We start from the raw sequence: 20,418 nt of genomic DNA, 5'->3' as shown, positions 1-20,418 counted from the left end.
AATAAATGGCACATGACATGGACTTTACACTTGTAGAAACATATTTTCACATATCTCCGAAAGGTGCCGCTCATCCCTTGCTTGAGCTGCCAGCGACCAGCTTTTACGACAAAGAAACTGCTCATGCAACACTTATAAAAGCCGGAGAAATGGTGCAAGCAACGGGCATGCAACTAGCTGCTTCCTTTGTAGGCATGTCCTTCTTTAATCTGTGCATAACGAATCTATTTTTTGCTGCCCAATACAACCGTTATTTGGATTTATCGCTACAAAATTTAACTTATCAGCTTGAGAAACACGATGATCATGCCCATCTGGGCTTCAAAATTAATGAGCTTCGCTGGACAGATGTGCCAACCGAAGAACAAGAAAGAAAGCAGTTTTTAGAGAATGCCTTCCGAACTAGCTTTAAGGATGAGATTAACGATATCGTCGAAGCTGTAGCCCTAAGCGCCGATGTGAAATCCGCCATGATCTGGAACCAGGTCGGTGGACAACTGCAGGGTGTGATTGATTTTCTGAAAAATAATATGAATGATCAGTCACTGTTGACAATTGTACAGCGCGATCTTGAGGTCATTCTCGGTCTGCCTGCTGAGGTATTTAATCGGAAACGGAACCCTTTTGTTCACAAGCCTCGGTATATCGATGATCCGTGGTCACCTGGAGGTCCACAAATCGTTCTTCGCTCTTCATGCTGTATGTACGATTGTCGTGTGGATGGTGTGAAATGTTATACCTGCCCTCGTATGCTGCCAGAAGAACGTGAAGAAAGACGCAAGCTGGTTGCAGCTGGCGTCCACTAATATAAAAAGCTGATAACAGATACTACATGTACCTGAGATCAGCTTTTTTTGCTGCATTATTTTATAATTTCGATATTTGTTTACATAATTATTATTATGTATCCTTATTTTGAAATTTCATTGGGATTTTGCTGGAAATGTTGTTCATCGCATTTCGAAGCTGTTTATTATCAATATGCGTGTAAATTTGTGTAGTTTCAATACTCGCGTGCCCGAGCAGCTCTTGCAAGGTTCGTATGTCTGTACCGCTGCGAATTTGCATCGTTGCAAAAGAATGCCGCAGCTTATGGCTCGATAACCTTTTATCCGCAAGTGCAGGCATCGTCTCCTTTAGCAGCTTGATCGTTTCATCGGCAACGGTCTGTATCATTCGAATGGATAGTCTCCGTCCAAACTGCGATACAAAAAACGGCTGCTCCTTGCCCTGCCTGGATTCCTTGCGTTCAGCAAGCGCCTCATTCAATACATGCTGCAGTGCATCCGGCAACGGGATAACTCGCCATTTACGCCCTTTCCCTAGAATATGAATCGATCCATCCTGCCTTAAATCCTGTACATTCATCCGGTGTACCTCACCGACGCGAAGACCGGCATAAGACATTAATAAAACAATTGCGACATTGCGAATATAATATTTCCCCTGTATGGCTTGCAGAAGCGCTTCGAGTTCATTTTCTTCCAAGTAAACCGGAATACGATTTTTCTCCTGCTTGGACTTTGCGATAAGTGCAGCAGGATTGCCTTCCAAATGCTCCATCTCGATCAACGCTTTAAAAAATGAACGCAAAGAAGAAAGCTTGCGATTGCGCGCCTCATCCCCTGCCCCCTTCTCACGGCAAACGGCCATGTAGCGCATAATATCCATTTTCGTTATATTTTTTGTTTCGGTTGGATGTATCGTCTGTAGAAAAAAACGAACATCATTTATGTAGGCTTGATGTGTGGATTTTGTCATCCCTTTATTTTTCATCCAAATCGAAAATAAGTCCATTTCCAAGCCGTAGCTATCCGTCACCTCATGTTGTCCCATCCGCAAGCAAATCCTCCATAAAAAACCTATTTTCTCACTCTATTTAAGTGACCATTACTCTATTATGATAGCTTAAAAGTTGATATAAAAGCAAACTGCGTGAAATATGTATTTCACGCAGTTTTTTAAACGAAGAAATTATGGTTTTTTCGATAAAATTAGCGATCAATGCTTACGTTTTGCTCCCGTATCTGTAATCGCCAGTTTAATGCTATACGTAATCGGAATGCGACTGAATTCTTCATCCCAATCCTCTTTAACCTTTTGCCATACTTTTGGATGCGATATGCTTAGTTTAGTACCGAACCCCATAACGTCTGTCTTATATTCCTTTTGAATTTTATGCAGGGCTCTATTCACGAGTCGGCTTACTTCCTTCTCTGATGAATGTACAGCCTTGGTCACAAATTTGTGATCCAGAGGCTCGTTGTCAATTAACCACTCTTCAATAAGTCGACCATCCGATTGTATATTTACGTGAAAACTAATTTTTCCATTCTTGACCTGCGAAATAATTTTACTTTTAAGCGTTTTGATCTCATAGGCAATAACCTGCTTCGTTTCAGGATCATAGCTTTTTACTAAACCGCCTTTGCCTTTACCAGTCAACCACATTATGCCTAACAATTCTTCCTCCGATAACAGTCCTTTGAATTTTTGGGTTTTCCCCTTAATAACGGCTGCACCTGAAAATTCAATCTCGCCATCAGCAGCTACGATATTTTGAAGTAAATAGCTGGACTTTGCATGCATCTTCCCCTCTACTGCAATAAGCGACATCGGAGGTATGATCTTCAATGTACGATAACGATTACCAATCATCTCAATTACACGGAACGAAGGTATAATGTTAGTACCTTTTGATTCAAATACATCTCTAGCCATGCCGCTGCTCATGACAATTAAGCTATTCGGCCGAATATTATTATCCCTCAACATAAAGCTAAGGAGATTATTCATGCTGTATTTTCGAGACAACATTTCATTTATAACGATCACCTTCAGATGATGACCGATGACAGGGCGCTCCATTCGAGCTGAAAATCCTCTGACCATTTCAAAAAGTGAATCTCCTGTCTCCGAAACATTTATGTAAGGTTTAGCGGTTACAACACCTGAAGATTCACCGTCTTTGCCCTCTGATTGTTTATCTATAATTTGCAGCGTGTAGGTGATCAGATCCTTTTTTCGATTAGAGGTACTCAGCTTATCCATTTTTTTCTCAATTTCCGTTTTGCTGGCAACATCAAGCGCTATACCGACATATAGCCCAAGATCCTCAATCTCATCCTTGCTCCAACAACCCGTTTGGACAAGCAGCGTTAGCGTACATAGGCATGCTAGTAAAAATCGTCCCCGACTGTTGCTGTGGATCATCATCATTTTACACTCCCTTTTTTCCACTTCGTCAAACCAAACAATATAATGGTCATAGAGACAAACAAATAAAGAGCGGTATTGCCTAGCAAGCTGCCATATACAAACAGAGCGCTCGTATTTTTGGGAAGCGTGGAAACTAGAAATACAATGGGCAGCAATATATATAAGCATTTCATCATTTTTGCTTTGAATACTTGTGACAATCCCAAGGCAGCAGCATAATACGTAATGACAAAAGAAGAATAGATTTGCATAATCCAAATGACAAGAAAAAACGATTCAAACCTTTCAAATATTAGTCCAGAAAGCTCAAAGCTGCGTACAAGATCGAGTGTTGGCCACGTCCGTGTAATGACAACATCTATCGATAGCCCGCCAACTACAATAATGACGGTCAGCAAGTAAATGAAGAACGGAATCGCGGTTCCATACACGACGGCTTTTACCGATTTTTTCGGATTATCCATAAATGCAGTTAAAATCAATATAATTTCTACGCCTAGAAAGGACAGTGAGGTCGTTTGGACTCCCCTGAGTGGAGGTATAATTCCTTGCCCTAATACAGGCCGCAAATGATCGATTTCGAATATCCGTAAAGACATTAACATGACTAATACATAAATAACGATAGTTATCGGCAAAATGACCTCAAATAACCTCGCAATGGGGTTAATGCCGCTGGTCATCAAATAGAAGCTAACCCACATAAAAACCATGACAATGACCCATGGAGGCGTTCCTTCCAGCAGAAAAAATTCCGTAACCTCAGATAACACACGCACCTGATAAGCCGCAGTCATGAAAAAATAAATAACAAACGCTATGCCAATTATGCCTCCTATCCATTTTCCGAGAAGCTTCTGAGTAAACTGGTACACGGTTTGATTGATATGCAATTTTGCCAATGCAGCCATAAACACACCTACTAATAAGGCAACGGTTCCCCCGATCAGAACCGATATCCATACATCTGGTGTCCCAACTTTTTCAACAGAAGCTCTAGGCAACGTAAGAATTCCTGAACCCAGCATAAAGTTTGAAATGATCACAGCAGTTTGAACGGTTGTAATACGATCATTGGACATTTTTTTCATATAATGCCTTCTTCCAAATTCAATTCTTCGTGCGAGTATTGTCTTTCGGCTGAAGCATTTCAGGTCGTTTTTTCATCATAAATATCGGCATGCGAACAATAATGTCTTTCCAATCTTTAACGCGATAAGGAACTGCCGGGCTCGCATAGGGGACGCCAAAGCTCTTAAGTTTGACAATATGAGCGCATAACATTAAGGAAAACAAAATTACGCCATACAAGCCGAATGCAGCAGCGCAGAACATAGCAGCAAAACGTAGCATTCTAAGCGCTATCCCAGCATTGTATTGCGGAATTGCAAACGACGATATCGCAGTTAGCGCAACGACAATAACCAAAATCGGACTCACGATTCCAGCTCGAACAGCCGCTTCACCAATAATCAAACCACCTACGATTCCCATGGCCGGTCCAATTGGTTTTGGCAGTCGAAGCCCCGCCTCTCGCAATATTTCAATCGCTACCTCCATAATGAGCGCTTCAACTAGTGATGAAAAAGGCACACCTTCCCTAGCCCCAACGATAGAAATAGCCAGTTTAGTTGGGATAAGGCCTGGATGAAAAGATATAAAAGAAATGTACATCGCTGGTGTCAATAATGAGATCAAAGCTGCAAGAAAACGCAGCATTCTGAGCAATGTGCTAACCATCCAACGCTCATAATAATCCTCTGGTGATTGCAGAAGCATGCTAAATGTAACAGGTGCAATCAACGCAAAAGGGGTACCGTCGAGCAGAATAGCAACCCTGCCCTCCATCAACGCGCCAATGACCCGATCGGGCCTTTCCGTACTCTGCACCTGAGGAAATGGACTCAAAAAATTATCCTCGATCAGCTGCTCAACGTATCCTGATTCGGGTAAATTATCAATATCGATCTTGCTTACCCTGCGCCTGACCTTTTCGACTAATTCAGGATCAGCAATATCTTTAATATAAGCAATGATGAGCTGCTTCTTAGCACGTGTGCCAACATGCATGCTCAAGAATGAGAGGCTGGCATTTTCACCATGTCTTCTTAGAATTGCAGTATTGTCGGATAAGTTCTCATTAAAGCCAGCTCTCGGCCCTCTAACTAATGCCTCAGAGATTGGTTCCTCAATATTTCGGGATTTGCTCCTTGCAGTGCCAATGATAATAATTTCATCAATTCCATCAACGAGCACTGCAGTTGCACCCATTAACACTTTTGGCAGCATTTCTTCTAAAGAATGGACTTCACTTAATTGACTAACGGTTAATATTTGATTGGTCAAAAACGATTTTGAGACGGTTTTGCCTTCTCCTTGAACAGACATTAACGCTCTCAAAATATGCTGATCAATCAAATCGCAATCTGCTAATCCATTTACAAAAACGATAGCTGCGCTTATACCCGTATCCCCAATAGAGCACTCACGCACCAAAACATCGGAATGAAACTCCATTTGTTCATGAATGGCTTTCAGCCGCACTTGAATATTTCCGCTCATCGGATTATTCATCATCAGCTTGGCGAGACCGATTAAAAATAGATGAGATAAGAAGAGGAATCACAAGGGTGACAACAGCTTGTACGCATACCGTCCAATTAGGAATGTTTATCTGATCGTGTAAAGCCATAGCACATACACTCCTTGTTGTTTTTTGTCGAATTATTCCTATTTTTGCCGTAATGGGTAGGTTATAAACTTATGCTCGTTCAAAGTGCAGGAATAAAAAAAAGAGAAGGGTTTCCCCTTCTCCTTATTTGAACCTTATTCTCTTTTTAGGAATAACTTAATGCTACACCTTTCGGAAGCACACCTTCCACTTGTTCACGCACATAGCTGTCATTCATTTTTTGGCCAAAAATAACGATTTTCCCGTTATCTTCACGTGTTCTAATCAAACGTCCAATGCCTTGACGTAATCGAAGCAGCATATACGGCATATCCACTTGTTCAAACGGTGATTCCGAGTCATTCCGTCTCGCTGCGAATAATGGATCATTGGGAGGAAACGGAAGTTCCCACACAATAACCTGGGAAAGGGATGGACCAGGAATATCTAAACCTTCCCATAGTGTCACTGCACATAAAATGCTGGCTTCATCCTGTTGAAATTGTTCGATTAAATAGCTGATTTCGCTTGTGCCCTCATAAAAGAAAGTATAAGCCGCACAATCCGCATGCTTGTCCGATTCTGCCTTAAATTGCTCTAGCTGCTCCATCGATGGGAACAAAATAAGCGATCTTCCGCCTGATTGCTTAAGCAAGCGATACGTTTCATTTACCTTATCATTAAGCGCCGTAAACTGTTCAGCTTTTGGAATCTCCACAGTCATTTGCTGCTCATAGTCATATGGTGATGGAACCGAGAAAGATAGTGAGCTATCCATACCCAATATGTCCATCATATAATCAAATGAGCCGTTAACCGAAAGCGTTGCTGAGGAAAATACGATTGGCATTTTACGAGAGAAAACTTGCTCCTTCAACACTTCCTTCACGACTTTTGGCATGATGACAAGTGACGTTCCTTCTTTATCCTGCGAAACCCAGCTAATTGGCTTGTCCGCTTGCTTGAATAAGGAAAGCGCAAATTGAATCATTTCCAAATGCTCTTCAACAATTTTTAGCTGATACGTATCAATTGTGTATAAGCCGCTTTCGAATACGAGCTCTTCTTCTATAACCGATAGCGTATCCTGCAAACGATTAATTTCACGAATAAGCTCCGCACTCCATATGATTTCCTTGCGATCCGAAGCAGGAACCTTCTGGCTGTGCTTATTCAACATTTTAAATAAGTATTCACTTTGGGCAATCGCATCCTCAACAGCTACAGCAAGAGTTTCACGAATCTCTTCTTGCAGCAATCTAATGACGATTCCTTCAAAAACAGCATGATTCAGCTTGTAAGTCAGCGCTTGCTGCGCGGCTGTTTCAAGCAGATGGCCCTCATCAAATACTACAGAGCTGTACTCTGGCAGCAAAGGAAGCTGGCCTTCACGTTTTCTTGCGTCATATGTCCATATATGCTCCATATAGAAATCATGCGAGCAAATAATGACATCTGCAGATTTGCGATAATGGTCACGTGAGAGTGTTTGACCACAACGATGTCTAACGTCACACACTAAGCAATCCTGAAAAACATCCCAGCCCAGCTCGTTCCACTGCTCATCATTTAAGCTAGGATAGTCCTTGCGATTTCCATATGGATGGAAGCTTTGCATAGAATCCTGCTTATGGACGAAGCTTGGAAGTTCACGATATATATTGTCATAGAGCTCCGCGTCATCTTGTCCAGCTCTCGCATTATCCAGCTTTTTCAAACAAATATATTGATCTGCTGATTTTCCTAATCTAGCATCAATCGTTAGATCCAAATATTTTCCGAGCTTTGCAATATCGCCTTCAGGCTTTACAAGCTGCTCAATTAAGGACTCATCGGCGCAAGCAATGATGGCTGGTTTTCTTGTGTACCGAGCATACGTAATCGCATACAGCAAGTAAACGAATGTTTTGCCCGTTCCTACTCCAGCTTCAGCAAATATCGTTTGTTTATCTGCAAAAGCACGTTCCAATTGAAAAGCCATATAAATCTGTTCATCTCTAATTTCAAAACCAGCTTCAGGCAGCTTTTCATAAAAAACATCAGCGATCCAATCGCTAGCCTGCTGTATAAAAGGTTGTTTCGGGTCAAACTCAAATGGATATTTATTCAAGGTTGCTTGCCTCCATATAGTAGGCACAACCGGCTGTATGCGGACACACAGCCGGTTGTGAAATCTCCTGCACTAATCGTACACTCAAATATATCACTAGAGTGTATGCTTAGTCAAAGGTTATGATTTATTTGCTTTATTACTCTATCCATTTCACCAGATTCGGCTTCTCATCCAAAATGGATTCATATTGCTCCTTCCAGCCATAAATCGCATCAGGGTCAAGCTTCTTGTACCGGTCGTATTTATGCAAACGATCCTGCTCCCGCGCCCAGCCGAAATGTTTTACTCGCAGGTTTGACGTCTTATTAGCAAGTGAATAAATGTTTTCAGGAAATCTCCCGCAGTGCTGAGGGGTTTGCTTCCACACATAAGAAAATCCCTCTACATATTTCAATAGAAATGGGCGGTACACGCTATGGGCATTCCAGTATACATCCTCGCGATAATGATCTTCTGACCAAAAATCAAATAATCGAAACAAATAAGTGAACGTTTCCGTATCGTTTAGCAGCACTGGCAGCTCTTCCTTAAATTTTTGCTCAAAATATTCATCCGCATCCATATTCAGAATCCACTGCGGCCGAATGCGGATCGTTTCCTCCCATTGCTGCGTTCTTAGCTTTACTTCATTATGAAATTGCGAGTTTTCGTTTTTAATATAGGTCAAAGGAATGCCGGCAAGGCATTCATGAACAATTTCCCCGGTATGATCCGTGCTTCCATCGTCAATAATGACCGCATGATCTATATATTGCCTATGATGCTCAAGCACTTCCTTTAAAAAGCGCTCTTCCTCATTTTTTACGATCATAGATAACGTAAGCTTAGGTCCTGCTGTGGGCATAATGATCGTAGGTCCTTGTGCTGGCAACATATTCGAATTTGTATGCGTGGATTCCATAAACAATATAGCGCGCTCAATATCCGATTCTCGGTAGATATGAAAGGCTGGGTATTTGGTGTCCACGTACAAATCGATGCCAAGAGCAACTGCTCGAATGCAGAAATGACGATCTTCGCCCCAAAATGATACATTCGAGATCGTCCGAAATGATATCGGCTTCTCCAGTGCTGAGCGAGCGATATACGTGCATGCACCAAGTCCGCCAACCTGATAAACACCAGGAACTCTAAGCTTCATTAAAAACATGACAGCCGCTTCCGCACCGTCACCGGCTTTTACTGTTCCATCTGACTGAAACGGCCAATACGTATCCTTCAGCCAAACCTGGGGCATTTCCATCGTATTAGGCTGCCATTGTGTCCAGAAAATTGTGGAAATGATCTCTTTCTCGGAAGAAATCAAAGATTCAATTGCTTCCGGGTGAATCAGCAAATCCGAATCAATGAGGAATAGTCCATCATATTGCTGCTCTCTCGCTGTTTGGATCATATGATCCTTCCAGCTTGCGATTTTATCAATTAAATCATTGCTCCAGTAATGAGTAAACTCATCCCTGGCATATGGTGTTATCGAATCGCCTCTTATTAAGATGGTTTCACTTTCATTGTTCTCTTTTTGCTTCGATATAAAATCGCTCAGCAATTGCGAGGACTGCTCGTTATCATTGTCGTCAATAAAGAAATAATCTACTTTAAAAGAGCTTGCTTCGATTCGCGCAAGCGAGGCTAAAAAGTGACGCAATATGGTCGGTCTTTGGCGAATGGGACTTCCAATCAATATTCGCTTCAACGTTAGCCCTCCTTTATTCCACAGAAATTCCTTAGGAATGATAATCCATATGAGGCATATGCATCTATTATGCAAAACCCAGATCATTTTTTCAGAATGGAGGCTTAGTGGCCATTACTGCTCTCAAAGAATGGGACTTAAAACCGCTGCTGTTCGGATTGCTGTTTCTTTGCTTTGCCGACGCTTTATTTACAGATATAGGCTTGCGCCTATCATTAATCGAGGAGCTCAACCCACTCGTACAAAAACTTTATGACTGGAATATCGTTAGCTACTATGGGATGAAGCTAGTGCTCCCGCTGCTGCTAATCCTCATTTATTATCGAATGAAAAATCGGTATTGGATCAACCCATGTATTCTTATTACGGTATTGATCTACTTTCTCGTCAATATTTATCACTTGGTTTGGATTTCTTACGGTGTCTATGACGGCTGGTTTTCACTTGATTCGCTGATATGAATTTCTTTACCTCTTCTAGGAGTGTTGTATAATAGCTAATAGAAACAATACAACATATTCCTTCTCTCAGGGAGTCAACGAAGGAGTTCACATGAATGATTGATGTAAGGCATTTCGCACCGCACACACTTGCCAAATATATGTTGAAATGGCTGTTCATTGCTGGAGTGATCGGAATCCTATCTGGTTCTGCTTCCGCATTATTTCTAGCCAGTCTTGAATTCGTAACCCAAACGCGTATACAACATTTGTGGTTATTGTGGCTTTTGCCACTCGGCGGTGCCTTTGTAAGTTATCTTTATCTCAAGTTTGGGAAAGAAGCAGGTAGAGGAAATAATCTAATCATAGAGCAAATACATACCGGTAATGGCTTCATCCCATTAAGAATGGCACCACTTGTTCTAATTGGAACTTTAATCACCCATTTATTTGGCGGATCTGCTGGTCGTGAAGGTACTGCAGTACAAATGGGCGGCAGCTTAGCGGAATGGTTTGGCAAGCTAATAAAAAGAGGCTTGCTTGATCGCAAAATCATTTTGATGTGCGGCATTAGCAGCGGCTTTGGTGCTGTCTTTGGCACACCTCTAGCCGGTACAATTTTTGGACTAGAAGTACTTGCAATCGGCGTCATCAGTTATGAAGCGCTGCTCCCCTGCTTTATCGCGAGTTATGTTGGCCATCTGGTTGCTACCGCGTGGGGAATTCAACATATCTCCTATTCAATGGGCGATGTCCCTCCGCTCGATTGGCTGCTCATTGTCAAAGTTTTCATTGCATCTGTGCTTTTTGGTCTAGCCGCATTATTATTCACTCAGCTGGTACGAGGATTCAAACGTTTATTTAGTAAATGGTTTAAAAGTCCTGTTCTCAAAAGTTTTTTGGGCGGACTATTCATTATTGCTCTCGTCTATACGATCGGAACACGTGATTATTTGGGACTAGGCATCCCGCTCCTAGAGCAGTCCTTTCAAGAGGCGGTTTCTCCGTTTGTTTTTTTATTGAAAACACTATTTACTGCTATAACGCTTGGGACAGGCTTTCAAGGCGGGGAGGTAACTCCACTCTTTGTCATCGGCTCAACGCTTGGAAGCGCACTTGCAGGTTTGCTCCATGTCTCCGTCCCCTTGCTCGCTGCCATTGGTTTCATATCCGTATTCAGCGGCGCTGCCAAGACGCCAATCGCTTGCTTCATCATGGGCATTGAATTATTTGGGGCTGAAGGTGCAATTTATATGTTTATCGGCTGCGTAATCGCATTTATATGTTCAGGTCGAATCGGCATCTATGAAGCTCAAAAACCAATGGAGTTACGCCCATAAATCGAAAAAAAAGCCTGCTCCTTATCATAAGGAAGCAGGCTTTTTCTATTGGTTAAAAATAAACGATATAGATTACAGCAGCAAGCACGATGCGGTATATCGCAAAAGGTACAAGCTTGATTTTGTTAATAAGCTTCAAGAAGAAACGAATCGAAAGAAGTGCAAAAACGAATGCGCTTATGAAACCTGCGATAAAAAACGGCAATGACTCTAACGTGAAGTATTCCCAGTTTTTCGCTAAGGACAACAAGCTCGCACCAGCCATGATCGGCACAGCCATGATGAAAGTGAAATCAGCAGCAGCGCGGTGACTCATGCCTAGCAGCACCCCTCCGGAAATAGTGGAACCGGAACGGGAGAAGCCTGGCCAGAGGGATAAACATTGGATAAGCCCAACGGAGAAGGCTTGCTTATAAGTGATCTGGTCAACTGACTCGATCTTAGGTTTCTTAGGCCCAAAACGATCGGCAATAATCATAAGTATAGCTCCGATAACTAGACCAATTAGCACTGTACGTATCGAGAATAAATGCTCATCAATGTAATCATCAAACAATAGACCAAGTACACCAGCTGGGATGAGGCCAACGATAACATGTGTTAGCTTCAGCTTTTTCTTCGGTTGAGAAGAAGCTTGTGCCGCGTCCTTGCTGCCTCTGTTCAAGCCCAGCAAGTCAATAAAACGATTTCGGAAAATAATGACTACTGCTAAAATGGAGCCGAGCTGAATAACAATTTTGAATGTGTTCGCAACGTACTTCGTCAAGTACTGTTCCGTTTGAAGCCACATATCGTCAACAATGACCATATGTCCTGTCGAGGATACAGGTGCAAATTCCGTTAATCCTTCAACAATACCTAAAATAATCGCTTTTAAAATCGTAATAAAATCCATGTGTAGTTGAATCTCCTAACTCTCTGATTGATAGAAAGACGACAAAGAACAGCACGGAATAAATCATAACACAAAACGACCCCACTCAACAATTCCAACGCAATACCTATAATTCACATAACTTATTTCATTAATAATCGTTACTATAGTTATTTTGTCATTACAAATTGCCTTGTTGACCTACTAGCATAATCCTAGTAATCACCCAAAACGTTGGCGATAGCCGCATTTCCTGCACAGCTCCTCGACAGCTTCCCGTCTTGAGAAACCATCATAGAGATTAGTTGATCGCTCATTCTCAATAATTTCCGAGAAATGAGTATCATGAATGTTTCCTAAATTAATGACGCCCTCTCCGTCCAAGCAGCAAGGGATGACTGTTCCGTCGATAAGAATGCCTGCCTGATTCCGTAAGGCATGGCAGAAGCCTTTCCCATTATACTCCGGCTCTTTTAAATCCGGCCATTTGAACTCAGGATCTTGGTTTAGGTAAATGCGCTCCGCTATTTTGACACCTGAGCCGGGTATGAATTTTTCTTCAATTTTATAATCGAGATTAAATGCCTTCTCAATCATGCCCAGGAGCTCTCGGTTTTTGTTTTTCTGCTGATTCGTTTCATTGTCCATATCTAAGTTCCATAGCCGAAACGAAATAATAATATTGCTGCTTGCGACCGCTTCCTTTACGAAGGATAATATTTCGGCAAGATAACCTTCTTTATTCGTAGAACCGGCATGACCGTCAAAGCTGTGCAGCGAGAAGTTGATTTGACGCAAGGCGGGCTTGTTCAGTAGCTTTTCCTTGTTTTTCGTAATAAGTGTTCCATTGGACGTAATATTTACTTTGAAGCCCTTCTCATGGCTAATATCAAGCAGCTCGTCCATTTTAGGATGCAGCATTGGCTCGCCTTTTACATGAAAATAAATATAATCCGTATGAGGCTTGATCTGATCCAGTGTTTTTTTGAAATCCTCCACTTTAATGAAACCCTTCGCTCGCAATGTTGGCGGACAGAAGCTGCAGGATAAGTTGCAAATACTTGTTGTCTCTATATAAAACTTTTTAAATTTTTTCATTAGTCTAGTACTCCGTTTCCCATGGATCCAGCTGCATTTACCTCGTTAGCTTGGACCTGCTTATCGTGTCAGCTTCTATTATACAACGCCAAACACGAAAGTGACAAAAAGGAATAAACAGCATGAGCCGTTTATTCCCTCTTCTCTTCACGCAATGGCCGAATTCCAATCGGAATCGCCTCATGACCACTGTTCACGAATGAAGCTTGGAAAGAGCCTTCATAACGAAAAATTTGGCCAAGGATAGGGTTCCGAACGTCCACTGATATTTTATAGCAGCGCTCCTCATCGTCATACCACTCATTCACTTCTGCTCTGCCAGTAAACAAACGAGGAAATCGAAAATGAAGCCACCCTTCATAGAAACGCTGCTCACCCGAAATGATTCGAATTCCACCCTTTGTGGAAACCGCAACATCCAAATCGACTGCTAAATGCTGCTTATTTCCTAAATAATCAACGATAATCTCTCTTTCTCCACTATACACCATCGTTGCGTCAAAATGGCGAATCGTCCTTGGAAACTTGAATTTGCGAATCCACGTGACTGTTTCACGTCCGAATGCATCTACATATGCATAGTTTTCTATTGAAAACGGGATGTTTACCCCGCCTTGGGGGAACATGATGTGGCGGAGCGTTCCAATAAACAATGGTAGTGCAGCAAGTTTGTTGTACCAAATTAGCTGCATGACACCATGGCCTATGGACGCGGTACGATCTTTACTGCAAAAGCCAAAACGCTTCTGTATGCGAGGATGGAGCTTTTGAAAATCAGCTCCTAACGCTTGTTCATATATAGAACGCATCGTGATTTCCCCTTTTCTAATCTGTTTATTTAAATTGTCTTTTACAGCGGCTCGCTTGCGGCAAGTGACGTCTGCTTAAATAGGCTGTTAAGCCTAAACCAATCATTGGCAACGTAAGCGTAATTGGATTAAACGGCGACTTCAGCAATTCTGAATTGAATAGAAGCGCTGGCATTGTGAGTGAAATAAGTGCCAATACGTGAATGATATAAATCCATTTTCTCCTATGGAAACAAGCGATTAGCACACCAAGTCCCATTTCTCCAATACCGATCAATTGAATCATTTGCAGCTCCATTTCGTGAAACCAACCCACTTGCCTCATCATCGTCAACTCTCCCGATTCTGGGAACAAGAGCTTAGGCACAAGGCCTTCATAACACCAGAGAAGAACGATGAAGCAGACGCTCAAATAATGAAGCAAAGCTCTCTCTGCAACAACAGAAGGAGGAATACGTTCCTCAAGCCATATTCGCAATCGATCGAAGCTCCATGCGGTAGCCCAGCCAAATAGGGGGCGGAATACAAAGCGATCCAAAATTCGTCCTGCAATACCGAAACGAGTCTGATAATTAAATAATGTTATAAAGGACTGTTTGTCTCCAAGATCCTTGTACTTCCAATAACCGCCTCCGATTCGTATAAGCGAGATTGGCTGCTCCGAAGCAAAAGTTAGCGTTGATACTCTTTCATTTCCATCTTTGAAAATTGTGCTGCTCGTTTCTCCTGTGCCTCTAATGTTAAGACCAAAGCCAATCCTCGTTTCATATTGGAATTTCTGGATATCGGATTCACTGTTTTTTGAAAAATATTGAATTTTCGAGAATCGGAGATCCCATTGCTCATGCAGCTGTGGGATTTGAGTATACGCCCACAGTTCATCCTGTGTTGCACGAATTTCAAGCTCGACGTAAATCGGTTTTCTATTCATTCATGCTCCTCCTATTCCATCGTCCAAAAATCTCTCTAATAACTCTGGTGTCGGGATGATGCACATTTCATGTTTCTCAAACCAACGATAGCGATTTCGCGCAATAATATGATAAACATAATTTCTCCAAGCAAGCGGTACGAAGCGAAACCAATACAACAACCTCCACCAGCCGTCAAGCTTGCGAAATACTCGAAGCGCCGCTTCGGATTTGGTATAGTACTGATTCGACTGCACCATTACAAACGTATCTAGATCATCTATAGGCAAATTTCCATCCTTAAGCAGCTGCTGGCCAACAGGCGACTGAAGCGCAGCAAATCGAAAATATTTCTTTTTATCTCTCTTCACGACAAAGTGAGTAATTGTATTACATAACATGCATTTTCCATCAATGAGCAGCACAGCAGCTTCGTCGTTGTGTGAGGTTATTGCTTCCATGTTAAATCGCTCCCTCTCTCGTTTTATTTTAACCGCAAGCTGTATAGTAACGGCAGTTCCATCTTTCATAGAACGACAAATAAAGGGGTACTACGTTATGTAGTACCCCTTTGCCTTCTAGCTATGTAAAATAGGTCATTCCTTCTCATCCCGCTGGAAAATTCCTCTTCGCTTCACTTTTTCCACAGCTTCTTTGCTGCTGCGCACGCCAAGCTTCTTGAGCATTTTATTGACCTGATTTTTGAGCGTGCTTTCTGCCTTGTGAAGCTTCTTCTCAATTTGCGATTGCGTGTAGCCGGCTTCAATAAGTTCGAATACTTCACGTTCTGCGCCAGTTAATTCCTTAAGCTGCTCCTCGCGCTTTAGCCGAGTCAGCTCGTTAAGCAAAGCCTCCATAGGAGCAGAATGATGATATGCATTACGAATCGTTTGCGGCAGCTCCTGGAAGCGTGTCTTCTCCAAATACTGTACAGCACCGGCTGTAAAGGCCTGAGTCATCGTCCGCTCATCATTTAATGACGTTAACATGATAATCTTGGCGGGAGAATGCTCATGCATAAGAATAGCTGTATGAATGCCGTCAAGCCTGCTGCCTTCCAGCTGAATATCCATTAGTACAACATCAAACGTAAGCGTTTGTGCAAGATTTATCGCATCGGTAGAATTAGTTGCCGTACCTACAACAAGCAAATCAGACTCTTTATTCAAAAAAGTAGTGAGCGCTTTAATCCAATCTGTGTCATCCTCAACAATAAACACTTTGATATGACTCAAGGTTGCTCCCTCCTTCTCTACTCATTTTAAAATCTTTTTTCGCGGCCATATTAAGGCTGCACGTGTTCCTACACCTTCTTGGCTGATCAGAATAACCTTTGCACCGCTCTTTTGCATAACATTATAAACATAAGATAAGCCAAGTCCGAAATTCCGTCCACTTTTCCCACTGCTATAAAAGGGATCAAACACCTGGCTTAACTTCTCCTCCGAGATGCCTATGCCACTATCCTGCACAGAAAGCTCCGCACCCTTCTTATACGCTGCAAGCCTTACTTCAATTGCTCCTCCATTTGGCATTGCATCACTTGCATTCATGAGCAGGTTGCCAAATGCCTCGCTTATATGAATGGGATCACATTGGATGACAGGACGCAGCTCATACTTCGCGGTTAACGAAATTCCTTTATTTTGCATCAGACCCTCATGCTGAAAAAGAACTTTTTCGATGAGCTGATCGAGCTGAACCGGCTGCTCTTTCAGTGTAATGTCTTTTATTTGACTATGAATACGGCTGATCATCTCAAGCATATGTTTGGATGCATTCGTTATGATCTGCATATGCTGCATAGATTGCTCATTCGATTCAGGCAGCAGATTTCTTAAATTTTCCGTACTGATGGCTATTTTTCCGATTTCATTTTTTATCGTATGATTAAGCATCGTAGTTCCAGTGCTAACTGCTCGCATCGTACTTTCCATTGGATCATGCTCAAAGCGGAGTTTAACACCAAGAACACCATACATGAAGGTACATAACAGCGCGACCGACAACGAATAAATCATAAAGACTGAAATATAATTAAAAAATTCAAAATCCGGCGTAATCACCTTTGCCACATATATGAAGATTAGAACAGCAAGCAGTGTTGGAACCATTATGATTGTGGTGATAAAGCGACTTCGCTTTAGCCTTGCATCACGCTCTTTCCAAAAGGATGCGACTAATAAATAACAGGAAATTATATAATAAGGTGCGCTCCATAGCAGCAAAAGGTTAAAAAACCATTGCACATCAGAAGAAATCATAACAAATGAAGCCATTAACAAAATCGGAATGGAAAGATAAAATTTCAGTTTTTTTCTCATTCGGTTATGGTCTAGAACAGACGCATAAAGTAGGCAGAATACGAAAACAGCATAAGGTGTAAATGTGTAATTTAGAAATTGCAGTATATCAGTTATTAAGAATAACCCATTTTCTATTAAAACTTCTGAGAGTCCGCCAATTGAAGCGCTGAATAAAAATAAAGCAGCCCAGCGATTCGATTCGCTCCTGCGATTATTTAAGATGACAATTACGGCTGCCGTAAATAATGCGACAAAATAAAACAGCATATAGGGTACCATCCTGTCATTGTTTGTATGTCTATCCTACCATATTTTTAGTCAAACGATTCCGCTGTGCAATAAAAAAATCCCAATCCAGCTCTAACGAGAGGATTGGGATTTATTTGAATAAACATTTTAGTAGTCCGATTTCGGCTTACGTGGCTGAGGTTTCGGCTTATTCTGAACGGCTGGCAAATGCCTCATGCTTCTGAGCATTGGTCCTTTGCAGATCGGACAGGTTTGCTCTGTCGCAGCAAACTCATCTCTAACCCATGCTTTGCAGTCCGGATTTTTACATTTGAAAATTTTGGTCGCCTTTAATTTCGGTTTTTCTTCTTCGCTAGTTGCCACGCTTCTGTATTCCCCTTTTCTCTCTATGCTTACGTCATTAATTATTTACATCGTTAAATAAACAGGGATTACACAAACTGGCTTAGATAACGATACGCTATTCCCAGTGAAGGTCAATTGTCCACTTGATTTATTAACTTTGAATGTAACGATATTGTTTGTGTCTCGGTTTGCAGCAAGTAAATAATTGCCGTTTGGCGTCAGTGCAAAATGACGTGGATGTCCGCCTTCAACCGAAATGTGCTGAACAAGCGACAAAGCACCCGTTTGTTCATCGATTGCGAAAACAACAATGCTGTCATGACCGCGATTGGAACCATATACATATTTGCCGTCTGAAGATACTGTAATTTCAGCACAAGAGTTTTCACCTTCAAAATCCGACGGAAGAGTGCTAACGGTTGCTAAAGTCGTCAACTGGCCGGTTTCTTTATCGTATGTAAACGATGTAATTGTTGAATCCACCTCATTGATGACATAGACGAACTTTCCATTCGGATGGAACGACAGATGACGCGGCCCTGCTCCCGGATGCAAAGAAATTTCGGCATGGTGAATAAGCTTATGATCAGCTTCATCCAACCGATAAGTGACGATTCGATCCAGTCCCAAATCAGAAACGAACAAGTATCGACCGTCAGGGCTGTAGAACGAGGAATGCGGATGCGGACGATCCTGGCGTTCTGGATGCTGACTGCTTCCAACATGTTGTTTCACATCAAGCTCTTGACCGATAGCGCCCTCTACTGTAATGCCAAATAGTCCAATCATGCCGCCATGATAGCTAGTAACCGTCAAATAACGGCTGTTCGCATCGCGCTGAATATGACAGGTCGTCGAAGCAACCGTCGCTTTACGGTTTATGAGCCGTAATGAGCCCTCCTTGGTATCAATGGCAAATGCCGCAGCCTCTCCAACCTTAAGACCTGATTGATTAACGGTTTCGGAGATCGTATACAATAGCTTGCGGTCTGCATCTACATTGAGAAACGTCGGATTTTTAAAATCAGCAACCGCGTCCGTCAACGTTAATGTACCCGATTGCTCATCGAATGCATACACGTACACGCCATTCTCCTCTGCTTCTGCATAAGAGCCTGCGAACACAAGCAGACGTTGTTGTTCATTTGTCACGTTTAAAACCCCCTAAGTATTTGCATGTCGTCGCTTCTTAACGAGCGTCTGACTTTTATACCGTTATCTATTATAAATTGTGAAAGCTAATCCGACAAATACGTTTTTTCATAAGATCGTTTTACGATTCCAGCTGCTGCCTGTCCAGACAACAAAGTCGCCGAGGATTACACCCTCAGCGACTTTCGTTAATGGCACTTCAATACTTTTTTCATTTATTAAAATAAAAGCAGACATGCGAGACAACTCGATAATTTTACCAATTCGCTCAATTTGACAGTTGCTCCTTAGAGTTGTTTCCTCCATGAAATGTCCGCCCTTCGTAAGCTGTTACGACTTTGATGGATCAGGAACGCAATAACCATCCGTACATGTAACATCAGCGTCCCCTTCATTCACTTGAATAAAGGTTGGATGTTTTTCTTCCCACGCTTTATTTAATGTGTCCAAAAACACTTCAGGCGATTGTGCGCCGGAAACAGCATATTTACGATCAACTACATAAAAAGGAACACCTCGGATACCGAGCTTGCTGCCTTCCTCTTCTTCACCACGAACATTGTCAGCGAATTGGTTAGATTCAAGCATTGCAGCTGCTGCGGCGGTGTCAAGCCCAACTTCAGCAGCGATTTCAACAAGGCGCTCGCGATTGCCGATATTTACGCCATCTGTGAAGTATGCTTTAAACAATCTCTCGGAAAGTTCCTTTTCCTTGCCCTGCTCAGCAGCAAAGTGAACGAGACGATGTGAGTCAAACGTATTTGTAGATACCGTTCCTTCAAAATGAAAAGTGATTCCTACAGCTGCAGCTTGTTCTGCTACGTTCGCCGTTGTTTCCTTTGCTTTCTCCACGCTCATTCCATACTTCGTTGCAAGCATGCTGTATGTGCTTATATTTGAATTAGGATCAGCACTTGGATCTAGCTCAAAACTGCGGAATACGATTTCGATCTTGTCTTTATGCGCAAATTTTGCAAGCGCGAGCTCGAACTTCCTTTTTCCTATATAACAAAACGGACATACATAATCCGACCAAATTTCAACTTTCAATGTTGGCACCTCCAGAATGTTTAAAAAAAGTATGATACTATCTTTCTTATTGTAACATGATTGCATAACTTTTTGAAAACATCTCGCTGGCCAATATGACAGATACAAAAAGATTCTTATCGCAAGTTACCTTGTCGATAAGAATCTT

20 protein-coding genes are annotated in these 20,418 nt (G+C 42.0%); 3 read left to right on the top strand and 17 right to left on the bottom strand.

Annotation, left to right across the window (positions count from 1 at the left end):
- The first annotated feature begins 5 nt into the window (after positions 1-5).
- A complete protein-coding gene (locus AB4Z45_RS01540; RefSeq protein ID WP_441907581.1) occupies positions 6-806 on the top strand; it encodes a (2Fe-2S)-binding protein in 801 nt (266 codons plus the stop codon).
- Between the two features lie 94 nt (positions 807-900).
- Here the strand turns inward: AB4Z45_RS01540 and AB4Z45_RS01535 are convergent, their stop codons facing one another.
- From AB4Z45_RS01535 to AB4Z45_RS01510, 6 genes are all read right to left on the bottom strand, one after another.
- On the bottom strand, positions 901-1,836 hold the full coding sequence (locus tag AB4Z45_RS01535) for a tyrosine-type recombinase/integrase (protein ID WP_441907580.1): 936 nt from the start codon (positions 1,834-1,836) through the stop codon (positions 901-903).
- A 165-nt stretch (positions 1,837-2,001) separates the two neighbouring features.
- Positions 2,002-3,219, bottom strand: a complete 1,218-nt coding sequence (locus tag AB4Z45_RS01530; protein WP_441907579.1) for a Ger(x)C family spore germination protein — start codon at positions 3,217-3,219, stop codon at positions 2,002-2,004.
- Positions 3,216-4,310, bottom strand: a complete 1,095-nt coding sequence (locus AB4Z45_RS01525; RefSeq protein ID WP_441907578.1) for a spore germination protein — start codon at positions 4,308-4,310, stop codon at positions 3,216-3,218. Before AB4Z45_RS01525 ends, AB4Z45_RS01530 begins: the two co-directional genes overlap by 4 nt.
- A 19-nt stretch (positions 4,311-4,329) precedes the next feature.
- Positions 4,330-5,781, bottom strand: a complete 1,452-nt coding sequence (locus tag AB4Z45_RS01520; protein WP_441907577.1) for a spore germination protein — start codon at positions 5,779-5,781, stop codon at positions 4,330-4,332.
- A 275-nt stretch (positions 5,782-6,056) separates the two neighbouring features.
- Complete coding sequence (locus AB4Z45_RS01515; protein ID WP_441907576.1) at positions 6,057-8,000, bottom strand: ATP-dependent DNA helicase; 1,944 nt, start codon at positions 7,998-8,000, stop codon at positions 6,057-6,059.
- A gap of 139 nt (positions 8,001-8,139) precedes the next feature.
- Positions 8,140-9,696 carry a glycosyltransferase gene (locus AB4Z45_RS01510; protein WP_441907575.1) on the bottom strand — a complete coding sequence of 519 codons (1,557 nt, stop codon included), beginning with the start codon at positions 9,694-9,696 and terminating at the stop codon, positions 8,140-8,142.
- Between the two features lie 107 nt (positions 9,697-9,803).
- Between AB4Z45_RS01510 and AB4Z45_RS01505 the strand changes: the two genes are divergently transcribed.
- Entirely contained in the window at positions 9,804-10,157 is a 354-nt protein-coding gene (locus AB4Z45_RS01505; protein ID WP_441907574.1) for a DUF5658 family protein, read from the top strand.
- Between the two features lie 95 nt (positions 10,158-10,252).
- Positions 10,253-11,476 carry a voltage-gated chloride channel family protein gene (locus AB4Z45_RS01500; RefSeq protein ID WP_441907573.1) on the top strand — a complete coding sequence of 408 codons (1,224 nt, stop codon included), beginning with the start codon at positions 10,253-10,255 and terminating at the stop codon, positions 11,474-11,476.
- A 52-nt stretch (positions 11,477-11,528) separates the two neighbouring features.
- On the opposite strand, the gene AB4Z45_RS01495 is transcribed toward AB4Z45_RS01500, so the two are convergent.
- The 11 genes from AB4Z45_RS01495 to AB4Z45_RS01445 form a co-directional block, all read right to left on the bottom strand.
- Positions 11,529-12,371, bottom strand: a complete 843-nt coding sequence (locus AB4Z45_RS01495; protein ID WP_430058959.1) for an undecaprenyl-diphosphate phosphatase — start codon at positions 12,369-12,371, stop codon at positions 11,529-11,531.
- A 201-nt stretch (positions 12,372-12,572) separates the two neighbouring features.
- Positions 12,573-13,448 (bottom strand): radical SAM/SPASM domain-containing protein, encoded by an 876-nt coding sequence (locus tag AB4Z45_RS01490; protein ID WP_076265881.1) that lies wholly within the window; start codon positions 13,446-13,448, stop codon positions 12,573-12,575.
- A gap of 131 nt (positions 13,449-13,579) precedes the next feature.
- Positions 13,580-14,257 carry a DUF4166 domain-containing protein gene (locus tag AB4Z45_RS01485; RefSeq protein ID WP_441907572.1) on the bottom strand — a complete coding sequence of 226 codons (678 nt, stop codon included), beginning with the start codon at positions 14,255-14,257 and terminating at the stop codon, positions 13,580-13,582.
- A gap of 25 nt (positions 14,258-14,282) precedes the next feature.
- Complete coding sequence (locus AB4Z45_RS01480) at positions 14,283-15,188, bottom strand: DoxX-like family protein (protein WP_441907571.1); 906 nt, start codon at positions 15,186-15,188, stop codon at positions 14,283-14,285.
- Positions 15,189-15,629, bottom strand: a complete 441-nt coding sequence (locus AB4Z45_RS01475) for a thiol-disulfide oxidoreductase DCC family protein (protein WP_441907570.1) — start codon at positions 15,627-15,629, stop codon at positions 15,189-15,191.
- Between the two features lie 135 nt (positions 15,630-15,764).
- Complete coding sequence (locus AB4Z45_RS01470; RefSeq protein ID WP_441907569.1) at positions 15,765-16,403, bottom strand: response regulator; 639 nt, start codon at positions 16,401-16,403, stop codon at positions 15,765-15,767.
- Between the two features lie 21 nt (positions 16,404-16,424).
- Positions 16,425-17,741 (bottom strand): ATP-binding protein, encoded by a 1,317-nt coding sequence (locus AB4Z45_RS01465; protein WP_441907568.1) that lies wholly within the window; start codon positions 17,739-17,741, stop codon positions 16,425-16,427.
- A gap of 129 nt (positions 17,742-17,870) precedes the next feature.
- Positions 17,871-18,086, bottom strand: coding sequence for a cold-inducible protein YdjO-related protein (locus AB4Z45_RS01460; RefSeq protein WP_076265875.1), 216 nt, complete (start codon positions 18,084-18,086; stop codon positions 17,871-17,873).
- 45 nt (positions 18,087-18,131) lie between these two features.
- Entirely contained in the window at positions 18,132-19,220 is a 1,089-nt protein-coding gene (locus tag AB4Z45_RS01455) for a lactonase family protein (protein ID WP_441907567.1), read from the bottom strand.
- Between the two features lie 108 nt (positions 19,221-19,328).
- Positions 19,329-19,526, bottom strand: coding sequence for a hypothetical protein (locus tag AB4Z45_RS01450; RefSeq protein ID WP_441882349.1), 198 nt, complete (start codon positions 19,524-19,526; stop codon positions 19,329-19,331).
- 24 nt (positions 19,527-19,550) lie between these two features.
- Positions 19,551-20,270, bottom strand: coding sequence for a DsbA family oxidoreductase (locus tag AB4Z45_RS01445; RefSeq protein WP_339202621.1), 720 nt, complete (start codon positions 20,268-20,270; stop codon positions 19,551-19,553).
- Between the last annotated feature and the right edge of the window lie 148 nt (positions 20,271-20,418).

Source organism: Paenibacillus sp. MCAF9, assembly GCF_052114265.1.
Classification (GTDB): domain Bacteria; phylum Bacillota; class Bacilli; order Paenibacillales; family Paenibacillaceae; genus Pristimantibacillus.
This window is presented reverse-complemented; position numbering and strand designations above follow the sequence as displayed.